17 protein-coding genes and 3 tRNA genes are annotated in these 21,511 nt (G+C 72.6%); 8 read left to right on the forward strand and 12 right to left on the reverse strand.

Features of this window, described 5'->3' with window-relative positions; translation table 11 throughout:
* Positions 1-35 precede the first annotated feature (35 nt).
* Complete coding sequence (locus tag ACFYL4_RS01030) at positions 36-752, forward strand: glycerophosphodiester phosphodiesterase (RefSeq protein ID WP_357757323.1); 717 nt, start codon at positions 36-38, stop codon at positions 750-752.
* A 119-nt stretch (positions 753-871) separates the two neighbouring features.
* Here ACFYL4_RS01030 and ACFYL4_RS01035 read toward each other — a convergent pair whose 3' ends face one another.
* Positions 872-2,779, reverse strand: a complete 1,908-nt coding sequence (locus tag ACFYL4_RS01035) for a GDSL-type esterase/lipase family protein (RefSeq protein WP_387515455.1) — start codon at positions 2,777-2,779, stop codon at positions 872-874.
* A 233-nt stretch (positions 2,780-3,012) separates the two neighbouring features.
* On the opposite strand from ACFYL4_RS01035, the gene ACFYL4_RS01040 reads away from it, so the two are divergent.
* Both ACFYL4_RS01040 and ACFYL4_RS01045 read left to right on the forward strand, forming a co-directional pair.
* Positions 3,013-3,618: a hypothetical protein gene (locus tag ACFYL4_RS01040; protein ID WP_357757329.1), complete on the forward strand. Its 606-nt coding sequence runs from the start codon at positions 3,013-3,015 to the stop codon at positions 3,616-3,618.
* A 19-nt stretch (positions 3,619-3,637) separates the two neighbouring features.
* Complete coding sequence (locus ACFYL4_RS01045; protein WP_387515457.1) at positions 3,638-4,075, forward strand: hypothetical protein; 438 nt, start codon at positions 3,638-3,640, stop codon at positions 4,073-4,075.
* A gap of 283 nt (positions 4,076-4,358) precedes the next feature.
* Here ACFYL4_RS01045 and ACFYL4_RS01050 read toward each other — a convergent pair.
* Positions 4,359-4,432 (reverse strand) — tRNA-Ile (locus ACFYL4_RS01050).
* Positions 4,433-4,694: 262 nt separating this feature from the next.
* On the opposite strand from ACFYL4_RS01050, the gene ACFYL4_RS01055 reads away from it, so the two are divergent.
* Both ACFYL4_RS01055 and ACFYL4_RS01060 read left to right on the forward strand, forming a co-directional pair.
* Positions 4,695-5,684, forward strand: coding sequence for a malate dehydrogenase (locus ACFYL4_RS01055; RefSeq protein WP_357757335.1), 990 nt, complete (start codon positions 4,695-4,697; stop codon positions 5,682-5,684).
* A 147-nt stretch (positions 5,685-5,831) separates the two neighbouring features.
* Positions 5,832-8,324 carry a DUF3516 domain-containing protein gene (locus tag ACFYL4_RS01060; RefSeq protein ID WP_357757426.1) on the forward strand — a complete coding sequence of 831 codons (2,493 nt, stop codon included), beginning with the start codon at positions 5,832-5,834 and terminating at the stop codon, positions 8,322-8,324.
* 23 nt (positions 8,325-8,347) lie between these two features.
* Here ACFYL4_RS01060 and ACFYL4_RS01065 read toward each other — a convergent pair whose 3' ends face one another.
* Complete coding sequence (locus ACFYL4_RS01065) at positions 8,348-8,836, reverse strand: dCMP deaminase (protein WP_357757337.1); 489 nt, start codon at positions 8,834-8,836, stop codon at positions 8,348-8,350.
* Positions 8,833-9,528, reverse strand: a complete 696-nt coding sequence (locus ACFYL4_RS01070) for a dihydrofolate reductase family protein (protein ID WP_357757340.1) — start codon at positions 9,526-9,528, stop codon at positions 8,833-8,835. The genes ACFYL4_RS01065 and ACFYL4_RS01070 overlap by 4 nt, the downstream gene beginning before the upstream one ends.
* Positions 9,529-10,118: 590 nt before the next feature.
* Here ACFYL4_RS01070 and ACFYL4_RS01075 point away from each other — a divergent pair.
* Complete coding sequence (locus ACFYL4_RS01075) at positions 10,119-11,003, forward strand: SAM-dependent methyltransferase (protein WP_387515460.1); 885 nt, start codon at positions 10,119-10,121, stop codon at positions 11,001-11,003.
* A 116-nt stretch (positions 11,004-11,119) separates the two neighbouring features.
* On the opposite strand, the gene ACFYL4_RS01080 is transcribed toward ACFYL4_RS01075, so the two are convergent.
* Both ACFYL4_RS01080 and ACFYL4_RS01085 read right to left on the reverse strand, forming a co-directional pair.
* Positions 11,120-11,192, reverse strand: a tRNA-Asn gene (locus tag ACFYL4_RS01080).
* Between the two features lie 209 nt (positions 11,193-11,401).
* Positions 11,402-11,474, reverse strand: a tRNA-Asn gene (locus tag ACFYL4_RS01085).
* 159 nt (positions 11,475-11,633) lie between these two features.
* Between ACFYL4_RS01085 and ACFYL4_RS01090 the strand changes: the two genes are divergently transcribed.
* Both ACFYL4_RS01090 and ACFYL4_RS01095 read left to right on the forward strand, forming a co-directional pair.
* Positions 11,634-11,978, forward strand: a complete 345-nt coding sequence (locus tag ACFYL4_RS01090; protein ID WP_357757346.1) for a hypothetical protein — start codon at positions 11,634-11,636, stop codon at positions 11,976-11,978.
* A gap of 2 nt (positions 11,979-11,980) precedes the next feature.
* On the forward strand, positions 11,981-12,526 hold the full coding sequence (locus ACFYL4_RS01095) for a hypothetical protein (protein ID WP_387515462.1): 546 nt from the start codon (positions 11,981-11,983) through the stop codon (positions 12,524-12,526).
* A gap of 20 nt (positions 12,527-12,546) precedes the next feature.
* Here the strand turns inward: ACFYL4_RS01095 and ACFYL4_RS01100 are convergent, their stop codons facing one another.
* The 6 genes from ACFYL4_RS01100 to ACFYL4_RS01125 form a co-directional block, all read right to left on the reverse strand.
* On the reverse strand, positions 12,547-15,474 hold the full coding sequence (locus ACFYL4_RS01100) for an FAD-binding and (Fe-S)-binding domain-containing protein (RefSeq protein WP_357757351.1): 2,928 nt from the start codon (positions 15,472-15,474) through the stop codon (positions 12,547-12,549).
* Between the two features lie 66 nt (positions 15,475-15,540).
* Positions 15,541-16,866, reverse strand: a complete 1,326-nt coding sequence (locus tag ACFYL4_RS01105) for a glycoside hydrolase family 18 protein (protein ID WP_357757353.1) — start codon at positions 16,864-16,866, stop codon at positions 15,541-15,543.
* Positions 16,867-16,980: 114 nt separating this feature from the next.
* Positions 16,981-18,060 carry an RNA polymerase sigma factor RpoD gene (gene rpoD / locus ACFYL4_RS01110; protein ID WP_357757429.1) on the reverse strand — a complete coding sequence of 360 codons (1,080 nt, stop codon included), beginning with the start codon at positions 18,058-18,060 and terminating at the stop codon, positions 16,981-16,983.
* A gap of 125 nt (positions 18,061-18,185) precedes the next feature.
* Positions 18,186-20,036 carry a DNA primase gene (gene dnaG, locus ACFYL4_RS01115; protein ID WP_357757356.1) on the reverse strand — a complete coding sequence of 617 codons (1,851 nt, stop codon included), beginning with the start codon at positions 20,034-20,036 and terminating at the stop codon, positions 18,186-18,188.
* 93 nt (positions 20,037-20,129) lie between these two features.
* The gene (locus tag ACFYL4_RS01120; protein ID WP_387515465.1) at positions 20,130-20,333 is read right to left on the reverse strand and encodes a hypothetical protein; all 204 of its coding nucleotides are present in this window, start codon (positions 20,331-20,333) and stop codon (positions 20,130-20,132) included.
* 54 nt (positions 20,334-20,387) lie between these two features.
* Positions 20,388-21,416: a LacI family DNA-binding transcriptional regulator gene (locus tag ACFYL4_RS01125; RefSeq protein ID WP_387515467.1), complete on the reverse strand. Its 1,029-nt coding sequence runs from the start codon at positions 21,414-21,416 to the stop codon at positions 20,388-20,390.
* Positions 21,417-21,511 lie beyond the last annotated feature (95 nt).

Here is a 21,511-nt window from a genome sequence, read left to right on the forward strand (position 1 = left end):
CACACGGGGCCCGGGTCTTTGCCACTCTTGACTGCATGACGTTGTCCATCGCCTTGGGCGGAGACACCACACGATTCCCGGGTAACACGCTCCCGGCCCTGCGATCGGCGCTGCGCGCCGGAGTCGACCTGGTCAAGATCGACGTCCATCTCACCTCGGACGGGTACCCGGTCCTGGTGGACGAACGCACAGTGAGCCTCCCGGGTTCCCCGCCACGGCAGGTCGCGGACCTGACCCTGGCCGACCTGGCCGCCGTCCGCGACGACGTGGAACGGCGGATACCCACCCTGATGGAGGTCGTCGCCGAGTTCGGCGGCGGGGACACCGCGCCGCTCCTGGTCGACGCCGCGTCCCCGCAGTCGGCCCTGGCCGCCGACGCGGCCCTGCGCGAGCACGGGTTCGGCGACCAGGCCCTGTTCACCGGTTCGGTGGAGACGCTGCGCGCGTTGCGGGCCCGCAGCCCCGGGGCGCGCGTGATGCTCGCCTGGGAGCAGCCCGGCCCGCCGCCGGAGGACGTGGCCCGCGCACTGCGTCCGGCCTTCCTGGGCACCCACCACTCCCTGGTGGACCGGGAGCGGGTGGCCGACCTCCACCGGCACGGCTTCGGTGTGGTCGCGTGGACGGTGAACGAGTTCCCCGAGATGGCCCGGCTCATGGGAATGGGAGTGGACGCGCTCGCCACCGAACGCGTCGACGACCTCGTCTCCCTCACGTCGGGACGAGCCCAGGAGACGGTTCCCGGACCACTGTGAACGAGCGGCGCTGACGCCACGACGGTGGGCGGGAGCGCGAGCCGCGCCCGGCCGCGCACCGACGCCGCGCGGCCCAAGAACGCCTACCCCCGACGGTCCGGCCTGTCCTGCGCCACGGGTCAGCCGCCGACGAGTTCGTACAGGTCGACCGATTCGGCGATCGCCCGGAGCCCGGCGTCGTTGGGGTGCAGGTGGTCGCCGGAGTCGAACTCGGGGCGCATGCGCTCGGGGGCCGAGGGGTCGCGCAGGATCGCGTCGAAGTCCCACACCCCCGTGAAGACCGAGTCCGGGTTCTGCGCCTCCGCCCGCAGGTGCGCGTTGACCCGCTGCCTCCCCTCCTCCACCTCCGGGGTGCACCGGCGCTCACCGGCACAGGGGACGAGCGTGGCCGCGAACACGCGCACGCCGTGTTCCTCGCCGGTCACCGCCAGCCTTCCCAGTCCGGCGACCACCACGTCGGGGGCGGCGCCCCACCTCAGGTCGTTGATGCCCGCGAAGACCACGAGGGCCTCCACCCCGTTCTGCGCGAACACGTCGCGCTCGGCCCGGTGCAGCATGCTCACCCCGCTGGCGTAGGTGGACACGCCCTCCCCGGGGTAGCCGTCGGCGGTGACCCGGTTGCCCGCGACTCCCAGGTTGAGCACGCCCAGGTCGGGCAGGTCCTCGCTCTGTCGCAGCCGTGCGCTGAGCACGTCGGGCCAGCGCGTGTGACCGTCCCGGGTGGAGCGCAGGCCGTCGGTGATGGAGTCGCCGAAGGTCACCACGGCGCCGGGGCCGTCCGCCACCTCCACGCCCGTGAGGAAGGGCCACTGGTCCACCAGCCCGGTGAACGGCTCACCCGTGCGGTCCAGGGTCTGGTCGCCGCTGCCGGGGGCGCTCGTGTAGTTGGTGTCGACCGACGCGTAGTGGAGGGGCGCCGCGGTCACCCGCTCGGGCAGGTGGACGCTGACCAGCAGCTCCGTGTGCGGGGGCAGCAGGATGTCGACGGGGTCGCTGACCAGCCGCCCGCCCGCGGGGACGACCGCACCGGGGGCACCGTCGAAGGTCAGGGGCAGGGCCGCGCCCCGGGTGTCGGCGCCCCGGCCGCGCAGGGCCACCGAGACCGCCCCGAGCGTGACCGGCCGGGACGCGAAGGTGTTGTCGAACCGCAGGCGCGCGCTGTGGCCGCCGACGGTGGTGCGCACGTTCAGGCGCAGTGTCTGGTCCTGCCAGGGGCCGACCGAGGCGTATCCGGAGGCGGCGCGGGCCCAGGTCCCGGTCCATCCCCGGTCGGCGGGGCGTCCGCCGAGGGAGAACACGTGCAGGCTGGCGGCGGGGTCGGCGACGGTGGGCAGGACGACGTGGTCGACCTCGCGCCCCGGGTCGAGCGGCACCGAGCGCGCGTACAGGCGCACGGAGCCGATGGCACCGTGCCCGAAACCCGTCGCCGAGTTGGCGTAGGGCAGGGAGAGGACGGCGTCCCCGGCCGGACCGGCGGCCCAGTCGGGGACCGAGAGCGGGAAGTCGTGGGCGGTCCCGTCTGCGTAGACGACCCGGCCCTGGCCGCGCACGTCGTCCCCGGTGCCGTCCGTGCGGGTGCCGGTGGCCAGGAAGGTGAGGGAGTCCCACCGGGAGGGCGCCGCCGCGAGCTCCACGGACTGGCCGTCGCTGGTCACGTGGTCGGGGCGGCCGGGCCCGTAGGAGGGGAGCCGGAGCGGGGTGTCGAGCAGCACCACCTCGGCTCCGGGGTGCCAGCCCGCCGCCTCCAGGGTGCGCGCCGAGAGGCTGTTGCCCGCGCCGTCGAGGTCGCCGGAGCCCACGGTGCCGTCCTGGGAGACGCCGGTCGTGTCGAGGAGGTCGGCGAACGTGCGCGCGGCCGAGTCGTCGGGGGTCTCCGGGGGACGCACGGCGACGTCACGGGAGAGGCTGGCATTGAAGGCGAGCAGCAGCAGGACCACCACGGTGAGCACGGAGACCGCTCTGAGGGCGTGGTCCCAGGCCGTGGCCGGCCGGTCCGCGCCGCCCCGCGTCGTTCTCCCCCCGTCCACCGCACGCCTTCCTCACCGGTTCCGTCCGTTCACCCGCCGGGTTCGACGGCCCCCGTGGCGCGGTGGTTGTCGAGATGTGGGCCACGGTGTCCTCCGACCGGCGGCCAGTCTAGGGCGTATCGGGAGGAACGGGTTTCGGTCCGGCCGAGAGCCGTCCGAAGTCCTCCACGGCACGGAACGTGGCGTTTCGTGTGCGACGCCCGGGGGCACAGGCCCGTCAGGAGGTACCCCCCGTGCAGACCGGAACGATCGTCGTCATCGTCGCGGCCGTGGCCGTCGTCGTCGGAGGAGCCGCGGTCATCGCGTGGTTGGCGGTCCTGCCGGCCCTGCGTACCCGGCGCCTCAGGGACCGGTTCGGCCCCGAGTACGAGCGCGCCGTGGAGGCCCACGGCAGCACCGCCGGGGCCGAGCACGACCTGGCCGACCGGCTCCGTCAGCGCCGGGGCAGACGTCTGCGCACGCCCTCCGAGGAGGAGCGTTCGGACTACGCGCGCGCCTGGGCCCGGGTGCAGCGGGGGTTCGTCGACGACCCGGTCGGCGCGGTGCGCGGCGCCCGCGGACTCACCGACACCATCATGCGCGACCTCGGCTACCCGGACGCCCCCGCGGCACCGGACGGAGCGGACCACGACGACGCGAGCTTCGAGCGGCGGGCCCGGGACCTGTCCGTGGACCACCCCGAGGCGGTCGCCCGCTACCGCGCCGCCCGGGCGGCGGGGCACCTCGCGGAGGCCGACCGGACGGCCACGGAGAACCTGCGTGAGGCCCTGATCGCCTACCGGGGCCTGGTGGAGGCCCTGCTGGGTACCGACGAGCCGCGCCCCGCGCGGGTGGAGTAGGCACACGAGGGAGGCACACATGGCGGATCGCCCTGTACGGCCCAGGCACCGGCCCGGCGCGAAACGGCTCGACCCCGAACCGGTGGCGGGGTCCGCGGCCCCGGAACCGCCGGGGCCCTCCGGTACGGCCGGGGCGCGGGTGCCCCGCCAGGGCAGTCCCCGCACCGCACCCGACCCCGCCCAGGGCTGGCGCCCCCGCCCGCGCGGGCTGTCCCCCCACGAGGCGCGCGAGCGCTGGGACGCCGCCCAGGGCGAGTTCGTCGACGATCCCGAGGGGTCGGTGCGCGCGGCCGACGCCCTGGCGTCGGAGGTGGCCGACGCCGTGATCGCGGAGATCGAGGCGCGCCGGACGGCTTTGCGCGCCGCGCTGGAGGGCGCCGACGGCGACACCGAGGCGCTGCGCCTGGCCCTGCACGACTACCGCGCCTTCGTGCGACGGCTGACCGGCGAGGACTGAGGGGGCGGAAGGGGGCCGGGAAAACGTTCCTCCCGGACGGAGAAATGGCGCGCCGACGCTGCGCGGATGTCCGATTTCTGGTTTATGTCCGACGTTTGTCGAGGTGGATCTCCGTGTCCGGCCACACGCGGGGCACGGTTCCGCGGCCCCCAATACGTCAACGCGCATTCCCCGTGGGCGGGGGGGTTCCGGGGCGCCCCCGCCGCGCGGGACCGGAAAGAGAAGAAAGCGCCGCTGGCCTGTATCCGCAGGCTGGCGGCGCTTTTTGTGTGTTCGGAGAGGGTAGGCCGGGCAGGACTCGAACCCGCGACCCAGGGATTATGAGTCCCCTGCTCTAACCAACTGAGCTACCGGCCCTCCGTCGACGGCAAACGTCATCCTAACAGGGTGCGTCCGACGTTTCCGCGCCCGAAAACCGTTGCGCCACAAGGCCTGGCCGCCTCCCGTGACGACGCGCGAAGCGTTAGGACGCACCTTGGTCGCGAACGCCGCCAGGGGGCGGTCTAGGGTGTGATGGTGCGGCGCGCGCCTGGCCGTACCCCCTGGGCCCGGCACCGGAGCCGCCTCGAACCCGTTGGTAACATCGCGGGTCGCACATCGTCGTCAGGAGAGTTCACGCATGTCCAACGCACCCGTCAACGTCACCGTCACCGGCGCCGCCGGTCAGATCGGCTACGCGCTCCTGTTCCGGATCGCCTCCGGCCAGCTGCTCGGCGCCGACACCCCGGTGAAGCTGCGCCTGCTGGAGATCCCGCAGGCCGTCAAGGCCGCCGAGGGCACGGCGATGGAGCTCGACGACTGCGCCTTCCCCCTGCTCCAGGGCATCGACATCTTCGACGACGCCACCCAGGCGTTCGAGGGTGCCAACGTCGGCCTGCTGGTCGGCGCCCGGCCGCGCGGCAAGGGCATGGAGCGCGGTGACCTGCTCCAGGCCAACGGCGGCATCTTCAAGCCCCAGGGCGAGGCCATCAACGCCGGCGCCGCCGACGACATCCGCGTCCTGGTGGTCGGCAACCCGGCCAACACCAACGCCCTCATCGCGCAGAGCCACGCCCCGGACGTCCCGGCCGAGCGCTTCACCGCGATGACGCGCCTGGACCACAACCGCGCGCTGACCCAGCTCGCCAAGAAGCTGAACGTGTCGATCAACGACATCAAGAAGCTCACGATCTGGGGCAACCACTCCGCCACCCAGTACCCGGACCTGTTCCACGCCGAGGTCGACGGTGCCAACGCCGCCAAGGCCGTCGGCGACCAGGCCTGGCTGGAGAACGACTTCATCCCGACCGTCGCCAAGCGCGGCGCCGCGATCATCGAGGCCCGTGGCGCGTCCTCGGCCGCCTCGGCCGCCAACGCCGCCGTGGACCACGTGTACGACTGGGTGAACGGCACCCCCGAGGGTGACTGGACCTCCGCGGCCATCCCGTCCGACGGTTCGTACGGCGTCCCCGAGGGCCTCATCTCCTCCTTCCCCGTCACCTCCAAGGGCGGCAAGTGGGAGATCGTGCAGGGACTGGAGATCGACGAGTTCTCCCGCGGCCGGATCGACGCTTCGGTGCAGGAGCTCGTCGAGGAGCGCGACACCGTCAAGCAGCTCGGCCTCGTCTAGGGGTCGGCGCACCACGACGCCCACGGGCACGTCCCTTCCGGGGACGTGCCCGTCCGCGCGCCGGGGCCCGGTGAGGGGACGAACACCCCGCCGTGTCCCGAAGGGGGTCCGGGACCGGGCAGTATAGAGACCGTGAGTCTCATCGATGTGCTTCCGGCCGAACCAGAACCCGACTCCCTCTTCGAGGCGTTCGCTTTGTGGGCCGAGGAGCGGGGCCTCACCCTCTACCCGCACCAGGAGGAGGCCCTCATCGAGGTCGTCTCCGGGTCGAACGTCATCCTGAACACCCCCACCGGCTCGGGCAAGAGCATGGTCGCCACCGGCGCCCTCTTCGCCGCGCTGGCCCGGAACGAGTGCGCGTTCTACACCGCGCCCATCAAGGCCCTGGTGTCGGAGAAGTTCTTCGACCTGTGCAAGATCTTCGGCACCGAGAACGTCGGCATGATGACCGGCGACGCCAGCGTCAACGCCGACGCCCCCATCGTGTGCTGCACCGCCGAGGTGCTCGCCCAGATCGCCCTGGCCGAGGGCCGGGACGCCGACATCAACACCGTCGTCATGGACGAGTTCCACTTCTACGCCGAGCCCGACCGGGGCTGGGCCTGGCAGGTGCCCCTGCTGGAGATGCCGCAGGCGCAGTTCCTGCTGATGTCGGCCACCCTGGGGGACGTCAGCAGGTTCGAGGAGGACCTGGAGAAGCGCACCGGGCGGTCGACCGCCGTCGTCACCTCCGCCGAGCGCCCGGTCCCCCTGTACTACGACTACCGGGTCACCCCGCTGCACGAGACCCTGGAGGAGCTCCTCGGCAACGGGGACGCGCCCGTGTACATCGTGCACTTCACCCAGGCGCAGGCGATCGAGCGCGCACAGTCGTTGACGAGCATCAACATGTGCACCAAGGAGGAGAAGGCCCGGATCGCCGACGAGATCGGCAACTTCCGCTTCACCACCAAGTTCGGCCGCAACCTCTCCCGGTACGTGCGGCACGGCATCGGTGTCCACCACGCGGGGATGCTGCCCAAGTACCGCCGTCTGGTGGAGCGGCTGGCGCAGGCCGGGCTGCTCAAGGTGATCTGCGGTACCGACACCCTCGGGGTGGGTGTGAACGTGCCCATCCGCACGGTGCTGTTCACCGCGCTCAGCAAGTACGACGGTGTGCGGGTGCGCAGGCTCCGGGCCCGCGAGTTCCACCAGATCGCCGGGCGCGCGGGCCGGGCCGGGTTCGACACGGTCGGCAACGTGGTCGCACAGGCCCCCGAGCACGTCATCGAGAACGAGAAGGCGCTGGCCAAGGCGGGTGACGACAGCAAGAAGCGGCGCAAGGTGGTGCGCAAGAAGGCGCCCGAGGGGTTCGTCTCCTGGGACGAGGCGACCTTCCGTAAGCTCATCGACGCCGACCCCGAGCCACTGACCTCGCGGTTCCGGGTGAGCAACGCGATGCTGCTGAGTGTCATCGCGCGGCCCGGCAACTGCTTCGCCGCCATGAAGCACCTGCTCACGGAGAACCACGACGACCGCAAGTCGCAGCGGCGGCACATCCGGGAGGCGATCGCCATCTACCGGTCGCTGCTGGACGGCGGGATCGTGGAGACCCTGCCCGAGCCGGACGACCAGGGCCGCACCGCCCGGCTCACCGTCGACCTCCAGGCGGACTTCGCGCTGAACCAGCCGCTGTCCACGTTCGCGCTGGCGGCGCTGGAGCTGCTCGACGTCGAGTCGCCGACCTACCCGCTCGACGTGCTCACCGTGGTGGAGTCCACGCTGGACGACCCGCGTCAGATCCTCGGCGCCCAGCTCAACAAGGCCCGGGGCGAGGCCGTCCAGCAGATGAAGATGGACGGGATCGAGTACGACGAGCGCATGGAGCGGCTGGAGGAGGTCGACTACCCCAAGCCGCTGGAGGAACTCCTCGACCACGCGTACGAGGTGTACCGACGCGGGCACCCGTGGGTCGGCGACCACCCGCTGCGGCCCAAGACGGTGGCCCGCGACATGTACGAGCGCGCGATGAACTTCGTGGAGTACGTCGGCCACTACGAACTGGCCCGCTCCGAGGGTCTGGTGCTGCGGTACCTGGCCAGCGCCTACAAGGCGCTCAACCAGACGGTGCCCGACGACTCCAAGACCGAGGAGCTGCGCGACCTCATCGAGTGGCTGGGCGAGCTGGTGCGTCAGGTGGACTCCAGCCTGCTGGACGAGTGGGAGCAGCTCACCAACCCCGAGGAGGAGTCCGAGGGCGAGGGCGCCGAGGCCGAGGAGCGGGTACGCCCGGTCACCGCGAACGCCCGTGCCTTCCGGGTCCTGGTCCGCAACGAGATGTTCCGCCGTGTGGAGCTGGCCTCCCGGCGGCGCTACGGCGACCTCGGCAAGCTGTCCGAGGACGACGAGTGGAGCGGCGAGGAGTGGGCCGAGGCCGTGGAGGCGTACTACGCCGAGCACGACGAGATCGGCACCGGTCCGGACGCGCGCGGCCCGAAGATGCTCCTCGTCGAGGAGGAGGACGACATGTGGCGGGTGCGGCAGATCCTCGCCGACCCGGCCGGCGACCACGACTGGGGCATCAGCGCCGAGGTGGACCTGGCCGCGTCGGACGCCGAGGGCCGCGCCGTGGTGCACGTGACGGAGGTCAACCGGCTGTAGGAGCCGTCTTCGGTGCGGGCCCCTCAGCCGAGCAGGTGCGCGTTGACCTCGCGTACGCCCTCGGCGAGGTCGGGGCGTTCGACCACGGCGACCCCGGCGGCCGCCAGGCGCTCGGCCCCGTCGCAGTCCACGAACAGCTCCGGTTCGCGCCAGGCCAGCACGACGCGGCGCAGGGGTGTGGCGAGGACGAGCTCCGTGCACGAGCGCGGCCGCGAGGCCCGTGAGCTGCACGGCTCCAGGGACGAGTAGAGGGTGGCCTCCGCCAGGCGGGGGTCACCGGGGTCGATCCCGCGCAACGCCACCTCCTCGGCGTGGTCGTGCGGGTCGTCGCGGCGCGAGTAGCCCGCGCCCAGGACCTCGCCGTCCCGTGAGACCACGACCGCCCCCACCGAGTAGGCCGTGGCGGAGGGCGGGCAGGAGCGCGAGAGCCGCACCGTCTCCGTCAGCCAGTACGCGTCGGCCTCCCCGGGCCCGGGTGCGGGGCCCCCGGTGGGCGTGTGGGGGGCGGTCACCGCTCCCCCAGCGCGTAGCGCAGGACGGCGATCTGCCCGAGGGCGCGGGCCTCCACCAGGCGCATGGGCGCCTCGGGTGTGTTCGGGAAGGCGCCCGGCAGGACGAAGCGCGGCGCGCCCTCCTGCCCCACGAGGAAGGGCGCGACGGCCAGGCGGAGCTCGTCGACCAGGCCGGAGGCGAGGAACAGGGTGTGGATGTGGCCGCCGCCCTCCACCAGCAGACGGCGCACACCCCTGTCCGCGAGGTCGGCCAGGATCGCCTCGGCCGTGGGCGGGTCCCCCGCGTCCACGACCTCCGCGGGCGGGTCGGTGGAGGGGCGCCCTGCCAGCCTCCGGGTCGCGGTGTCCACTCCCGGACCGCCGGTGTAGACGACGGCTCCCGCGTCCCCAGTGGAGAACAGGCGCGCCGCTGGGTCGATCTCCCCGCTGCGGGTGACGACCGCCTTGAGCAGGTTCTCGGTGCGTCCCTGGGCGCGACGGCGCTCCCGTAGGACGGGCGAGCGCACGAGGAGCCGGGGGTCGTCGGCGCGCAGGGTGCCCGCGCCGACCAGGATCGCGTCACACCCGGCGCGCAGTTCGTCGATCTCGGCGAAGTCGGCGTCGTTGGACAGGCGCAGGCGGTCGGGGCCGGTGTCGTCGATACGTCCGTCGATCGACATCGCGCAGCTCAGGATGGTGTGGGGACGGTCCATGGGACCAGGTTAACGGCGGCCCGGAGCCCGGGTTCCGCAGGTGTGGCGCCTCTTCCCGGAAAGCTTCCCTTTCCGAAGCCTTCCACTCGGGCGCACGAGGAATGACGTAACGGCGCTTCGGTGGATTTCCGCAGGCAGCGGGTGCGTTTGGATAATTGCGCACTGCCTTTCCCCCAGTGATCATGTCCGATTTTCGGCCCGAACCGTTCGGGACCGACGGCCCGGGCCCTTCGGGGGTGGTTCTCGGGGCCGCGGCCGGGCCCGGAGGCGCGGAGCCCCCGGTGACAGCCGGAAGGCGCGCGGTGCGCGGCTTCTCCCGCGACCCGGGGGCCGGGCGGCCACCCCCGGGGACCCGTTCCTCACAAAATGGACATTAGGTGTATAAGTTCGAGTCCGCCCGCGCTCGTCTTAACATGTGGCGCACCGACCCCGAAGTGAGTGACCGGGTGACGATTTCCGCCACCTGTATCCTGGACTCTGTTAACAACCGCGCCCGTACGGAATACAATCCTTTGACGCGACCCCGCGAGGGGTCATCCCAGTTTCCTGGGAGTCGACCGCACTTCCCCACCTCAGACAAGAGGACGGCGATGTCTCGTTTCACCTCCCCCGACTTCCTGAGGCAGGCGGGGGACAACCACGTCCGGGCCAAACCCCCGCCGCCCGTCAACCTGGCCAGGGCCAACATCAACCGCATCCGCTCCTTCCACCTCAGGGGCAAGGACCACTTCCAGGTGGACCGGGACCTCGCGGCCGAGGCCGAGAGGACCGCGGCCGGGTTCGTCGACATCGTCCTGGGAGAGCGCGCCTTCCTCCAACGGGCGGTGCGCCACCTCTCCGCCGACCTGGGCATCCGCCAGTTCCTGCACGTGGACGCGGGGATGCCGGCGCCGGGTGATCCGCACGAGATCGCCCACGAGAGCTTCCGCGACGCCCGGGTCGTCTACGCCAGCCACGACCCGGTGGTGCTGACCCACCACCTGGCGCTCACCCGGGACGGGCGCACCACCACCGCGGTGCGCGGGGGCCTGGAGGACGCCGCCGGCCTCCTGCGCGACCCGGAGGTCGGCCTCCTCGACCTGGACCAGCCGGTGGGGCTCCTGCTCACCGGCGTCGTCTCGCACCTAGAGGACCTCGACGCGGCCGCGCGCGGCATCGCGGAACTGCGGGCGGCCGTGGCGCCCGGGAGTCATCTGGTCCTGAGCCACTACTGCCGCCCCGACGCCGCCCGCCACCCCAAGGACGCGCGCCGGGCCGATCAGCTCCAGGAACTCTTCACCCACCGGCTCGGCCACGGCTACTGGCGGTCCGAACAGGAGATCGCCTCGCTCTTCGACGGCTGGGAGTCCGTGCCCCCGGGCCTGCTCCAGGCCCAGAAGTGGCGGACCCTTCCGGTCGCTCCCCCCATCCCGGGGAGCTACCAGATGCCGCACCGCAACCGGCAGCTGATCATCGGCGGCATGGGACGTCTCTGAGCCCCGTCCACCCTCGCCCCGCGTTGGAGCCCCTCGGGGCCCGGCAGCGGGCGGGGGTCGCCCCCGCCCACACGAAAAAGGCCCGCCGGATCTCTCCGACGGGCCTGTTCGCACCGCTCCCGCGACTGGACTCGAACCAGTAACCTGCCGGTTAACAGCCGGCTGCTCTGCCGATTGAGCTACGCGGGATCGCGCCTTGCCGAGACCCTGCGGCCCCGGCGACAGCACCAATCCTAGCGTGTTCGCAAGGGTGCTCGTGACGTTTTCCCGCGCCCGGGCCACCCGGCCCCGGCGTCTCGAAGGGCACGCCCGTCCCGGCTTCCGCGACCCGCCACGACGGCACCGCGGGTACACGCGGAAAGGCCCGCCGGATCTCTCCGACGGGCCTGTTCGCACCGCTCCCGCGACTGGACTCGAACCAGTAACCTGCCGGTTAACAGCCGGCTGCTCTGCCGATTGAGCTACGCGGGATCGCGCCTTGCCGAGGCCCTTCGGCCTCGTCGACATGAATAGACTAGCGCGCTCCGGGAGTGCTCGTGACCGGTGTCGGCCCGTGTGGCCCGGAGCACGACCGGGTAACGTCGGGGCACGGACCACGCCGACCGTCACCAAGGCCGTAAAGAGGAAGCCATGCGCTACCGGATCACCTTCGTCGCCGGACTCGCCATCGGATACGTGCTGGGCGCCAAGGCGGGCAGGGCCCGCTACGAGCAGCTCGCCCGCACCGCCCGCAAGGTGGCCGACAGCCCCCTGGTCCAGGAGGTGGCCGGGGTCGTCGGAGCGCAGACCAGCAGAGCGGGCCGCGCCGTCTACGACAAGGCCGTCGAGAAGATGCCCATCACCTCCGTGCGCGACTTCCTGGCGCGCCCTACGGACGAGGAGATCGCCCTCGTCGAGTGGGAGACCAGCCTGTCCAACGGGACCCGTCCCGACCCGGGCCGCAACGGCAGCGGCTCCGCGGACGGAGACGTCTGACGATGGCCCTGTTCGGCCAGAACGTTCCCGAGGGGCTGCGCTCCCGGCTGGAGCGCGGCGAGCGCGTGCTCTCCCAGGCACGCGTCGCCGCCCCGGCCGGGGGCGCCCCCGGCTCCGGTGGCACCCGCACGGACGCCGTGCTGGTGGCCACCACCCGCGCCCTCCACCTGCCCGACGGCCGCAGCGTGCCCTGGCAGGACATCGACCAGGCCCGGTGGAGCCCCGACACGCTCACCTTCGTGGAGGAGGGCGTGGGCGAGCACACCGTGCGGCTGCGCACCGAGCTGACCAGTGAGCCGGTGGACTACCGGCGCTTCGCCGAGACCGTCGCCGAACGGGTCACCTCCACGATCCTGGTGAACCGGTTCGTCCCCTTCCCCTCCCCCGAGTCCTCCTCCGGCTTCCGGCTGGTGGCCCGCAGGGCGCCTCTGGGCAGCGAGATCGACTGGCGGGTGCACCTGGGCGAGGACCTGGACCCCGAGGACCCGCGCCTGTCCGACGCCGTCTCCAGGGCCCTGGCCCTCCTCCACGAGCAGATGGGTGTGTGAGCGCGGCCCCGGCCTGACCGTCAGACGTCCCGGGCGCCGGCCCTTCGGTCCAGGCCAAGGGCCAGCGCCTCGGCCAGGTGCAGTGCCCGGCGGCCCGTCCCCTGCTCGATCTGGGTACGGCAGCTGTAGCCGTCGGCGAGCACCAGGGTGTCGGGGCCGCTCGCGCGGACCCGCGGGAGGAGCTCGCGTTCGCCGATGGCGGTGGACACCTCGTAGTGCCCCTCCGTGAAGCCGAAGTCCCCCGCCAGCCCGCAGCAGCCCGAGTCCAGCACCTCGCCGTCGATCCCGGCGCGCGCGATCAGCGCCCGGTCGGCGTCGAAGCCGGACACGGCGTGCTGGTGGCAGTGCACCTGCGCCAGGGCCGAGGCGTCCACGCGCGGCGGCTCCCACTCCGGGGCGTGCTCGTGGAGGAACCCGGCGAAGGTGTGCACCGCCGCGGCGACCCGGGCGCTCTCCTCCCCCGGCAGCAGTTCCACGAGGTCGTGTTTGAGGGCGGCCGTGCAGCTGGGTTCCAGGCCCACCACCGGCAGTCCCTGCGACACCAGCGGCGCCAGCGCCGCCACCGCCCGGCGCATCACCGCGCGGGCCACGTCCAGCTGGCCGGTGGAGACCCACGTGAGCCCGCAGCAGACCTGTCCCCGGGGCAGCACCACGGAGAACCCGGCGTCCTCCAGCACGCGCACGGCCGACACCAGGACGTTCGGGTGGAACAGGTTGCCGAAGGTGTCCGGCCACAGCACCACCTTGGGCCCGCCCGCGCGGCCGCCGCCGCGCAGCAGACGGCGCCGGTAGGCCCGGGTGAACGTGGTGCGGGCGAAGGCGGGCACCTCCCGCTCCGCGGCCACCCCCGCCCACCGCTTGGCCAGCGTCGACACCCCGGGGAGACGGACCACCCGGTTGGCCTCCTCGGGCGCCAGGGACGCCAGGCGGGCCAGGACCGGCAGCCAGCCCATGGAGTAGTGGGCCGCGGGGCGCACCCTGCCCCTGTAGTGCTGGTGGAGGAACTCGGCCTTGTAGGAGGCCATGTCCACGTTGACCGGGCAGTCGCTCAGGCACCCCTTGCAGGACAGGCACAGGTCCAGGGACTCCCGGACCTCCTCCGAGCGCCACCCGTCGGTGATCACCTCGCCGTTGGCCATCTCGAACAACAGGTGGGCCCGCCCGCGCGTGGAGTGCCTCTCCTCCTGGGTGACCTGGTAGCTCGGGCACATCACCCCCGGCCCGCTCTGCCGACGGCACTTGCCCACGCCCGAGCAGCGGCGCAGCGCCTTCGCGAAGTCGCCGTCGTCCTCCCCGTAGGCCAGGGTGGTCTGTGACAGCAGCGGCAGCGCGGGGCGCACGTCGGTGGCCACCCGCACGTCGGCGTCCAGGGGAAGCGGGTCGACGATGATGCCCGGGTTCATGAGGCCGTCGGGGTCCCACACCCGCTTGAACTCGCCGAAGGCGCGCACGAGGCCCTCCGGGTACATGCGGGACAGGAGTTCCGAGCGCGCCTGCCCGTCACCGTGCTCGCCGGAGAGCGAGCCGCCGTGGCGCACCACGATGCCCGCCGCCTCCTCCATGAAGGCCCGGTACTCGCGCCGGCCCCGTTCGTGGGTCAGCTCGAAGTCGATGCGCACGTGCAGGCAACCGTCGCCGAAGTGCCCGTAGACGACGCCGTAGCGGTCGTGCCGCGCCATGAGGGCCTCGAAGTCGCGCAGGTAGTCGCCGAGGTTCTCCGGCGGCACGGCCGCGTCCTCCCAGCCCGACCACGCCTCGGCTCCGGTGGGCGTGCGGGAGGTGAGCCCCGCGCCCTCCTCCCGGATGCGCCAGAGCGCCTTCTGGTGGGCGGGGTCGGCGACCACCGCGGAGTCACGGGGGCGGGTGGCCCCGCCGAGGGAGTCGACCATCGTCCGCGCGGCGGCGGCCGCCTCCTCCGGGGTGTCCCCCGCGACCTCCACCAGCAGCCAGGCGTGGCCGAGCGGCAGCGGCACCCGTGATGTCGACCCGTGACGGTCCAGGGCGGCCACGATGCGGTCGTTGATGCCCTCGACGGTCAGGGGCGCGTGCTCCAGCAGTCCGGGCACGGCGTCGGCTGCCGACGGGGCGTCGTCGAAGCCGAGCACCGCCAGGGCGCGGGCGGGGGGTGTCTCCACCAGCCGCACGGTGGCGCCCACGACCATCGCGCAGGTGCCCTCGGTACCCACCAGTGAGGCGGCGACGTCGCGCCCCTTCTCGGGGAGCAGGCGGTCGATGGCGTAGCCGGAGACGCGGCGCCGGAACTCGGGCATGGAGGTGCGCATCTGGGCGCGGTGCGTCTCGACCAGGCGGGCCAGTGCCGCGTGGATCTCACCCTCACGGCCGGGGCGGGCGGCCAGTTCCTCGAACTCCTGCGCGGTGTGCTCGGAGCCGACGGTGATCCGGGTGCCGTCGGAGAGCAGCAGGTCGAGGGAGACCACGTTGTCGGCGGTGGTGCCCCAGGCCACCGAGTGGGAGCCGCAGGCGTTGTTGCCGATCATGCCGCCGATGGTGCAGCGGCTGTGGGTGGAGGGGTCGGGTGCGAAGGTGAGCCCGTGCGCCGCGGTGGCGGACCGCAGGTCGTCCAGGATCACCCCCGGCTGGACCGTGGCGGTGCGGGCCTCGGGATCGATGTCGAGGATCGCGCGCAGGTGCCGTGAGGTGTCGATGACCACCCCGGTGCCGATGGCGTTCCCGGCGATGGAGGTGCCGCCGCCGCGCGGCACGATCGGCACCCCGTGCGCCGCGCACGCGCGGACGGCGGCGACGCAGTCGTCGACGGTCTCGGGGATGACCACGGCGAGCGGGACGCGGCGGTAGTTGGAGGCGTCGGAGGTGTACAGGGCGAGGGTGCCCGCGTCCAGGGCGACGGTTCCCCTGACGTTCTCCTCCAGGTCGCGGCGGAGCGCGGGGAGGTCCGGGCGTGGAGCGGTGCTGTGCGGATCGGCCATGCACACAGCGTGGCGCGGCCGGTACGGGGTGGCAACCGCGGCGCGCGGCGCTCGGGGGCGGCCGGCTCAGTCCAGGGACTCGCGCATGGCGCGGACCAGGACGCCGTCGGGGTCCATGTCGAGGTTCCACACCATCATCCCGGCCAGGTCGTTCTCACGGACGTACTCGCCCTTGAGCGCGATCACCTCGGGGTTGTCGTAGGTCCACCACTCGTCGCCGTCGTAGACCCAGTAGGCGCCCGCCTCCTCGTCGAGGAAACGGCGCCCCTCGGTCTCCTCCAGCTGGTCGAAGGCGCGGGTGGGGCCGTCGTAGTCGTCGTCGGCGGCCGCCTCGGCCCGCTGGCCCCGGCCCTGGTCCTGGGCGGGCACGCCCTGCCAGCCCCTCCCGAAGGCGGGAACCCCCATCACCAGCTGTCCCGGGTCGGCCCCCAGATCCAGGTAGCGGCGGACCGCCTGGTCGACGCTGTTGGCGTCCGGGTCGAAGTCGGGCACGTACAGGTTGGAGTGGTGGGCGGTGTCGGTGCTCCAGGGGCCGGAGAAGTCGTAGCCCTGCACCGTGGCGAGGTCGACGTGGTCGAACAACTCGGGTTCGTACGCGTCGGCGTGGGAGGCGCCGCCGGGGAGGGACACCGACAGCACGTAGTCCCGCCCGGTCTCCTCGGCGAGGGCGTCCATCTGGCGCCGGAACTCGGCGGCGAGCAGGGTGAAGTTGGCGGGGTCGTCGGCGTGCTCCACGTTGTCGGTGTTGCCCTGCCCGGCCGGCCACTCCCAGTCCAGGTCGATGCCGTCGAAGACGCCCGCGCCCGCACCGTCCCCGCCCTGGGGCTCGTCTCCGAGCACCGGCAGGTCGCCGCGCAGCCACAGGTCCAGGCAGGAGGAGACGAAGGCCTGCCGGGACTCCTCGGTCCGCGCGGCGGTGGAGAAGTTCACCGACCAGTTCCAGCCGCCCAGGGAGAGACTGGCGCCCAGGTCGGGGTACTCGTCGCGGAGCTGGCGCAGCTGGTTGAGGCCGCCCGCGAGCCGCTGCCCGTACTCGTCGGCCGTACCGCTCACGCTCTCGTCGGCCGAGTAGCGTCGCTGGTAGAGCTCCCAGGGCTGGTCGTGGCGGCCCTCGGGGATGTGGCAGAGGCCGTCGGTGTCGATGCTGCCGAACGCCCACATGAGGCGGGTCAGGTCCGCGGGCGCCCCGCTGTCGCGCAGCGCGCCGACCGTGTAGCCACGGTTGGCCACGTTCCACTCGGCGAAGTACCCGATGCGCTCGGGTTCGCGTTGGTTCGCGATCACGACGGCGCCCGCGAGGAGCGCGACCGCGGCGGCGGCGGACCCCGCTGCCAGGAGCGGGCGCCGTGTGAGGGGCGTGCCGGACTCGGGAGGGGGCGACGTGGCGTTCACCCCTCGACCGTAGGCGTACGGTCGGGCACGCGCGGGGTGTTCGTCCCATGTCGGCCAGTTCAGGCCGTTCCCCCGCGCGGGGGAACCCGGGGCGGGCCCGACACGTTGAGGGGCTCAGCCGTCGCGCAGGAAGTCCTTCAGGGTGCCCGCCCGCGCGGGCTGGCGGAGCTTGGCGAGGGTCTTGGCCTCGATCTGGCGGATGCGTTCGCGGGTGACGCCGAACTCGCGGCCCACCTCCTCCAGGGTGCGCGGGCGTCCGTCGGCCAGGCCGAAGCGCAGCCGGATGATACGTCTCTCCCGCTCGGAGAGGCCGCCCAGCAGTATCCGCAGCTGCTCCTGGAGAAGCGTGAAGGCGGCCGCCTCGACCGGCGCGACGGCGTCGGAGTCCTCGATGAAGTCCCCGAAGTCGGACTCCTCCTCACCGATGGGCGCCTGGAGGGACACGGGTTCGCGGGCGATGCGCCGGATCTCCAGGACCCGCTCGCCGCCGCACCCGGCGGCGGAGGAGATCTCGGCGACGCTGGGCTCTCGCCCCAGCTTCTGGTGCAGCTGGTGCTGCACCCGCACGAGCCTGTTGATGGTCTCGACCATGTGCACCGGGATACGGATGGTGCGCGCCTGGTCGGCGATGGCCCTGGTGATGGCCTGGCGAATCCACCAGGTGGCGTAGGTGGAGAACTTGAAGCCCTTGGTGTGGTCGAACTTCTCCACGGCGCGGATGAGGCCGAGGTTGCCCTCCTGGATGAGGTCCAGGAAGAGCAGGCCGCGCCCCATGTAGCGCTTGGCGATGGACACGACCAGGCGAAGGTTGGCCTCGATCAGCCGACGTTTGGCCCGTCCGCCCTCCTCCACCAGGGCGGCGAGCTCGTCCGCCGAACGGACCTGGTCGGGTGCGAGGCGCTGGGCGTACAGGCCCGCCTCGACGGCCTTGGCGAGGTCGACCTCCTCCCGCGCGGTCAGCAGCGGGACGCGGCCGATCTCGCGCAGGTACAGGCGGACCAGGTCGGAACCGGAGCGGCGGCCCGGGTCGGTGACCGCCGCCTCCTCGGGGTCGGCCACGTCGATCCCGGCGCGGACGAGGTCGGCGATGGTCCCGTCCAGGGAGTCGGGTGGCGCCTCCAGGCTTTCCAGCGCCGCCGCGACCTCCCCACGGCTCACCGTTCCCCGGCCCGAACCGGGAAGGAGCGGGACCACCTGTCGGACGGGTGGCATTTCGTTGGTCACAACTGTGGGAGGCACCACTTCATTGTGCCCGGACACCTACCGGATCAGGGAGATCTACTATTGTCACCCCGGTGCTACACGCCGCCGGGAACCCACTACTGGAGGGCGCGTTTTTGCTGGCCGAGCTGCATGAGCTCAACGAAGACCCGATTGTATTCCTCGGGTTGCGCGACCTGGTCGATCCGGTGCAGCTCGGATTTGAGGTTTGACTCGCGACGGTTGATGGAATGAGTTCTGATTGTGCTCAGAATTTGTTGCGCGAAATGCGCGTCGAGTTCTCCATAGAACTTGATCTCCTCTACACCGAGGCGCGTGACGAAATCGCGTTGTGCGTCATTGGGGGCGGCGTCGCGCAGTGTCAGCGCCCACGTCTCGGGGTCGCCCACGGCACCGACCCCGCCCTGCTGTCGGATCAGCTGGAGCACCGCCCGGTGCTGGGGGACGGTGAAGTCGTCCTCGGTGAGGGTGTCGAAGCCTTGGGCCAGGTTCGGGTGCTTGACCGCGATCTTCAGGGCCTCCCGTTCGCGCTGCACGGAGGGGTCGCGCAGGTCGTAGGGGGCGCTCTGGGCGTCGGGGGTGGGCACCGGCGCCTTCGGGGCGAGGCGCGCACCGCCCTGGCGCATGTGCTGGCGGACGCGGCGCACCACGAAGGCCTCGTCGAGGAACCCGAGCCAGCGGTCCAGGTTCTTGGCGTAGGCCTCCCGGGTGCCCGCGTTGCGGATGCTGGCCACCACGGGGGCCGCGGCGTCCAGGGCGGCGATGCGGCCCTCCACCGTGGACAGGTCGTAGTTCTCGAAGGTCTTGCGGACCATGAACTCGTACAGCGGCGTGGCGTCGTCGACCAGGTCGACCACGGCCTGGGGGCCGTTCTGGAGGCGCAGGTCGCAGGGGTCGAGACCGTCCGGTTGGACGGCCACGAAGGTCTCCGAGGAGAACCCGTGCTCCTCGGCGAAGGCCCGCACGGCCGCCTTCTGTCCGGCCTTGTCTCCGTCGAAGGTGAACACCACCCGGGTCTCGTGGTTGGGGCGACCGTGCAGCATCCGGCGCAGGATCTTGAGGTGGTCCTCGCCGAAGGAGGTGCCGCAGGTGGCGACCGCCGTGGTCACCCCGGCCTCGTGGCAGGCCATGACGTCGGTGTAGCCCTCGACGATGACCGCCTTGCCCTGCCGGGAGATCTCCCGTTTGGCCAGGTCCAGCCCGTAGAGCAGCCGCCCCTTGTGGAAGATGGGGCTCTCCGGGGAGTTGAGGTACTTGGGGCCGTCCTCCTCGGGGTCGAGCTTGCGCGCCCCGAACCCGACGACCTCTCCGGTGACCTCGCGCACCGGCCAGAGCAGGCGGTTGCGGAACCGGTCGTAGGCTCCGCGGCGCCCCTGGCTGGCCAGGCCGCCCTCGATGATCTCGGCGTCGGTGAACCCCTTCTGACGCAGGTGGTCGGTGAGGTGCTGCCAGCCGCCGGGGGCGAACCCGAGCCCGAACTGCTCGGCGTGCGTCCGGTTGAAGCCGCGCTCGCCCAGGAACCGGCGCGCCTCGATCGCCCCGGGCGTCAGGAGCTGGTCGGAGTAGAACCGGGCGGCCTCCCGGTGCGCGTCGAGCAGGCGCTGGCGCTTGCCCTCGTCACGGCGCGGGGTGCTGCGCCCGCCCTCCTCGTACCGCAGGACGATCCCGGTCTGCCGCGCCAGGGACTCGACCGCCTCCGCGAAGCTGAGGCTGTCGATCCTCTGCACGAAGGAGATGACGTCCCCGCCCTCCCCGCAGCCGAAACAGTAGAAGAGGTTCTTCGCGGGGGTGACGTTGAAGGAGGGGGACTTCTCGTCGTGGAAGGGGCAGAGCCCCTTGAGCGAGCCGCCGCCAGCGTTGCGCAGCTGGAGGTACTCGCCGATCACGTCAGCGATGGGCGTGCGCTCGCGCACGAGGGCGATGTCTTCGTCTTTGATCCGGCCTGCCACGGTGTTCAGGGTAGTTCTCCCCCGGGACGTTCCGACCACCGCGCACCGGCGCGGGTTCCCCGTAGCGCCATCCTGCGGTCATCCGGGCGTCGTCTACGACGTGCGGATGCGGCCGCGCGGGTCCCGGCTGCTGGCGGAGGACGTCGAAGGGGTGGACTTCGTCTCCCCGGTTCGACGGCCGCCTCGGAGCACGTGCGAGAGCTGCACGGCTACCGCACCGACGACACCGACCACTTCCGCTCCCTGGTCGAGGAGCACGTTCTGCCCGTGCGCGTCCAGGTCGACGACGTGGTGCACTCCCCCGCTGACGAGGCCCCGGAGTCCCTTCTGGAGGGGATCGAACCCCCGCGGCTACCAGTGAGCCCGCGCCGGTCCGTCGGGGCCGTCGACGCGGGGCGGCGGCCCGGTGCTGCGGCGCGGACGCGCGCGGGCCGGGACGAGTAGGGGCCCGCCGGTGTCGGGCACGTCGCCGTCGAGCAGGCGCAGGAGCAGGCCCGCGGCGGCCTCGCCCACCCGCGCGGGGTCTCCGTCGGCCGTGGTGAGGGCGGGGGTGAGGTGGGCGGCGTCGGGGAGGTCGCCGAACCCGGCGACGCTGACCTGGCCGGGAACGCGCAGTCCGCTCTCTTCGAGGGCGCGCAGCAGGCCGAGGGCGAGGCGGTCGTCGGCGGCCAGGACGGCGGTGACCGCCTCGCCTCCGGCACGGCGCGCGGCGAGCGCGAGCCCGGCGGCACGTCCGGCGCCGGCTCCGGTCCGGTCGGGGTGTTCGGGTCGGGGGACGGGCGCTCCGGCCTCTTCGAGGGCGCGGCGCCAGCCGCGGGTTCGGGCGGCGTGTCCGAGGGAGCCGTCAGCGACGTGGTGCACGGTGCGGTGTCCGAGTCCGAGCAGGTGACGGGTGAGGTCGCGGGCGCCTCCGCTGTGGTCGGCACCGACCGACGGCAGGCGGTGGGCCGGGGCCCGGGGGTCGTCGTGGACCACGACGGTCGGCGGCCGGTGGTGGAGGGCGGCCAGCACGTCCTCCTGCCCGGGGACCAGGGCCAGACACCCTTCGGGTGCGAGGCCGAGGAGGCGCTCGGCGGCGGCGGGCAGGTCGGCGGGAGCCGTCCCGGTGTAGAGCAGGGTGTGGCCGGTGGCGCGCAGGGCCCGTTCGGCCCCCATGAGGAGGCGGGCGGTGTCCGGGTGGCCGGGGCGGGTGGTGAGGACGCCGACCAGCCCGGAGCGGTGGGTGGCCAGGGCGCGTGCGGAGGAGTTGCGCCGGTAGCCGAGTTCGGCGATGGCCGCGCGGACCCGGGCCGCGGTCTCGGGGAGGACCCCGGGATGGGCGTTGAGGACGCGGGACACGGTCTGGTGGGACACGCCCGCCAGCCGGGCGACGTCGTTCATGACGGGGCCGTGTCGGCGCCGTGGGGGCATGCGCTGGTCCCTCGCTCGTGCCGGTGCCATCCTGCGCGTGCGGCCGCGCTGACGCGACGGTCGGG

The sequence above is a fragment of the Nocardiopsis sp. NPDC006938 genome, assembly GCF_042869555.1.
Lineage (GTDB): Bacteria > Actinomycetota > Actinomycetes > Streptosporangiales > Streptosporangiaceae > Nocardiopsis.

What these genes read in the sequence shown, in the direction of transcription:
- ACFYL4_RS01055 (WP_357757335.1), top strand. Translation starts at nt 4,695, where the DNA reads ATGTCCAACGCACCCGTCAACGTCACCGTCACCGGCGCCGCCGGTCAG.
- ACFYL4_RS01125 (WP_387515467.1), bottom strand. Translation starts at nt 21,416, where the DNA reads ATGAACGACGTCGCCCGGCTGGCGGGCGTGTCCCACCAGACCGTGTCC.
- ACFYL4_RS01090 (WP_357757346.1), top strand. Translation starts at nt 11,634, where the DNA reads ATGCGCTACCGGATCACCTTCGTCGCCGGACTCGCCATCGGATACGTG.
- ACFYL4_RS01030 (WP_357757323.1), top strand. Translation starts at nt 36, where the DNA reads ATGACGTTGTCCATCGCCTTGGGCGGAGACACCACACGATTCCCGGGT.
- ACFYL4_RS01100 (WP_357757351.1), bottom strand. Translation starts at nt 15,474, where the DNA reads ATGGCCGATCCGCACAGCACCGCTCCACGCCCGGACCTCCCCGCGCTC.
- ACFYL4_RS01070 (WP_357757340.1), bottom strand. Translation starts at nt 9,528, where the DNA reads ATGGACCGTCCCCACACCATCCTGAGCTGCGCGATGTCGATCGACGGA.
- ACFYL4_RS01075 (WP_387515460.1), top strand. Translation starts at nt 10,119, where the DNA reads ATGTCTCGTTTCACCTCCCCCGACTTCCTGAGGCAGGCGGGGGACAAC.
- ACFYL4_RS01045 (WP_387515457.1), top strand. Translation starts at nt 3,638, where the DNA reads ATGGCGGATCGCCCTGTACGGCCCAGGCACCGGCCCGGCGCGAAACGG.
- ACFYL4_RS01095 (WP_387515462.1), top strand. Translation starts at nt 11,981, where the DNA reads ATGGCCCTGTTCGGCCAGAACGTTCCCGAGGGGCTGCGCTCCCGGCTG.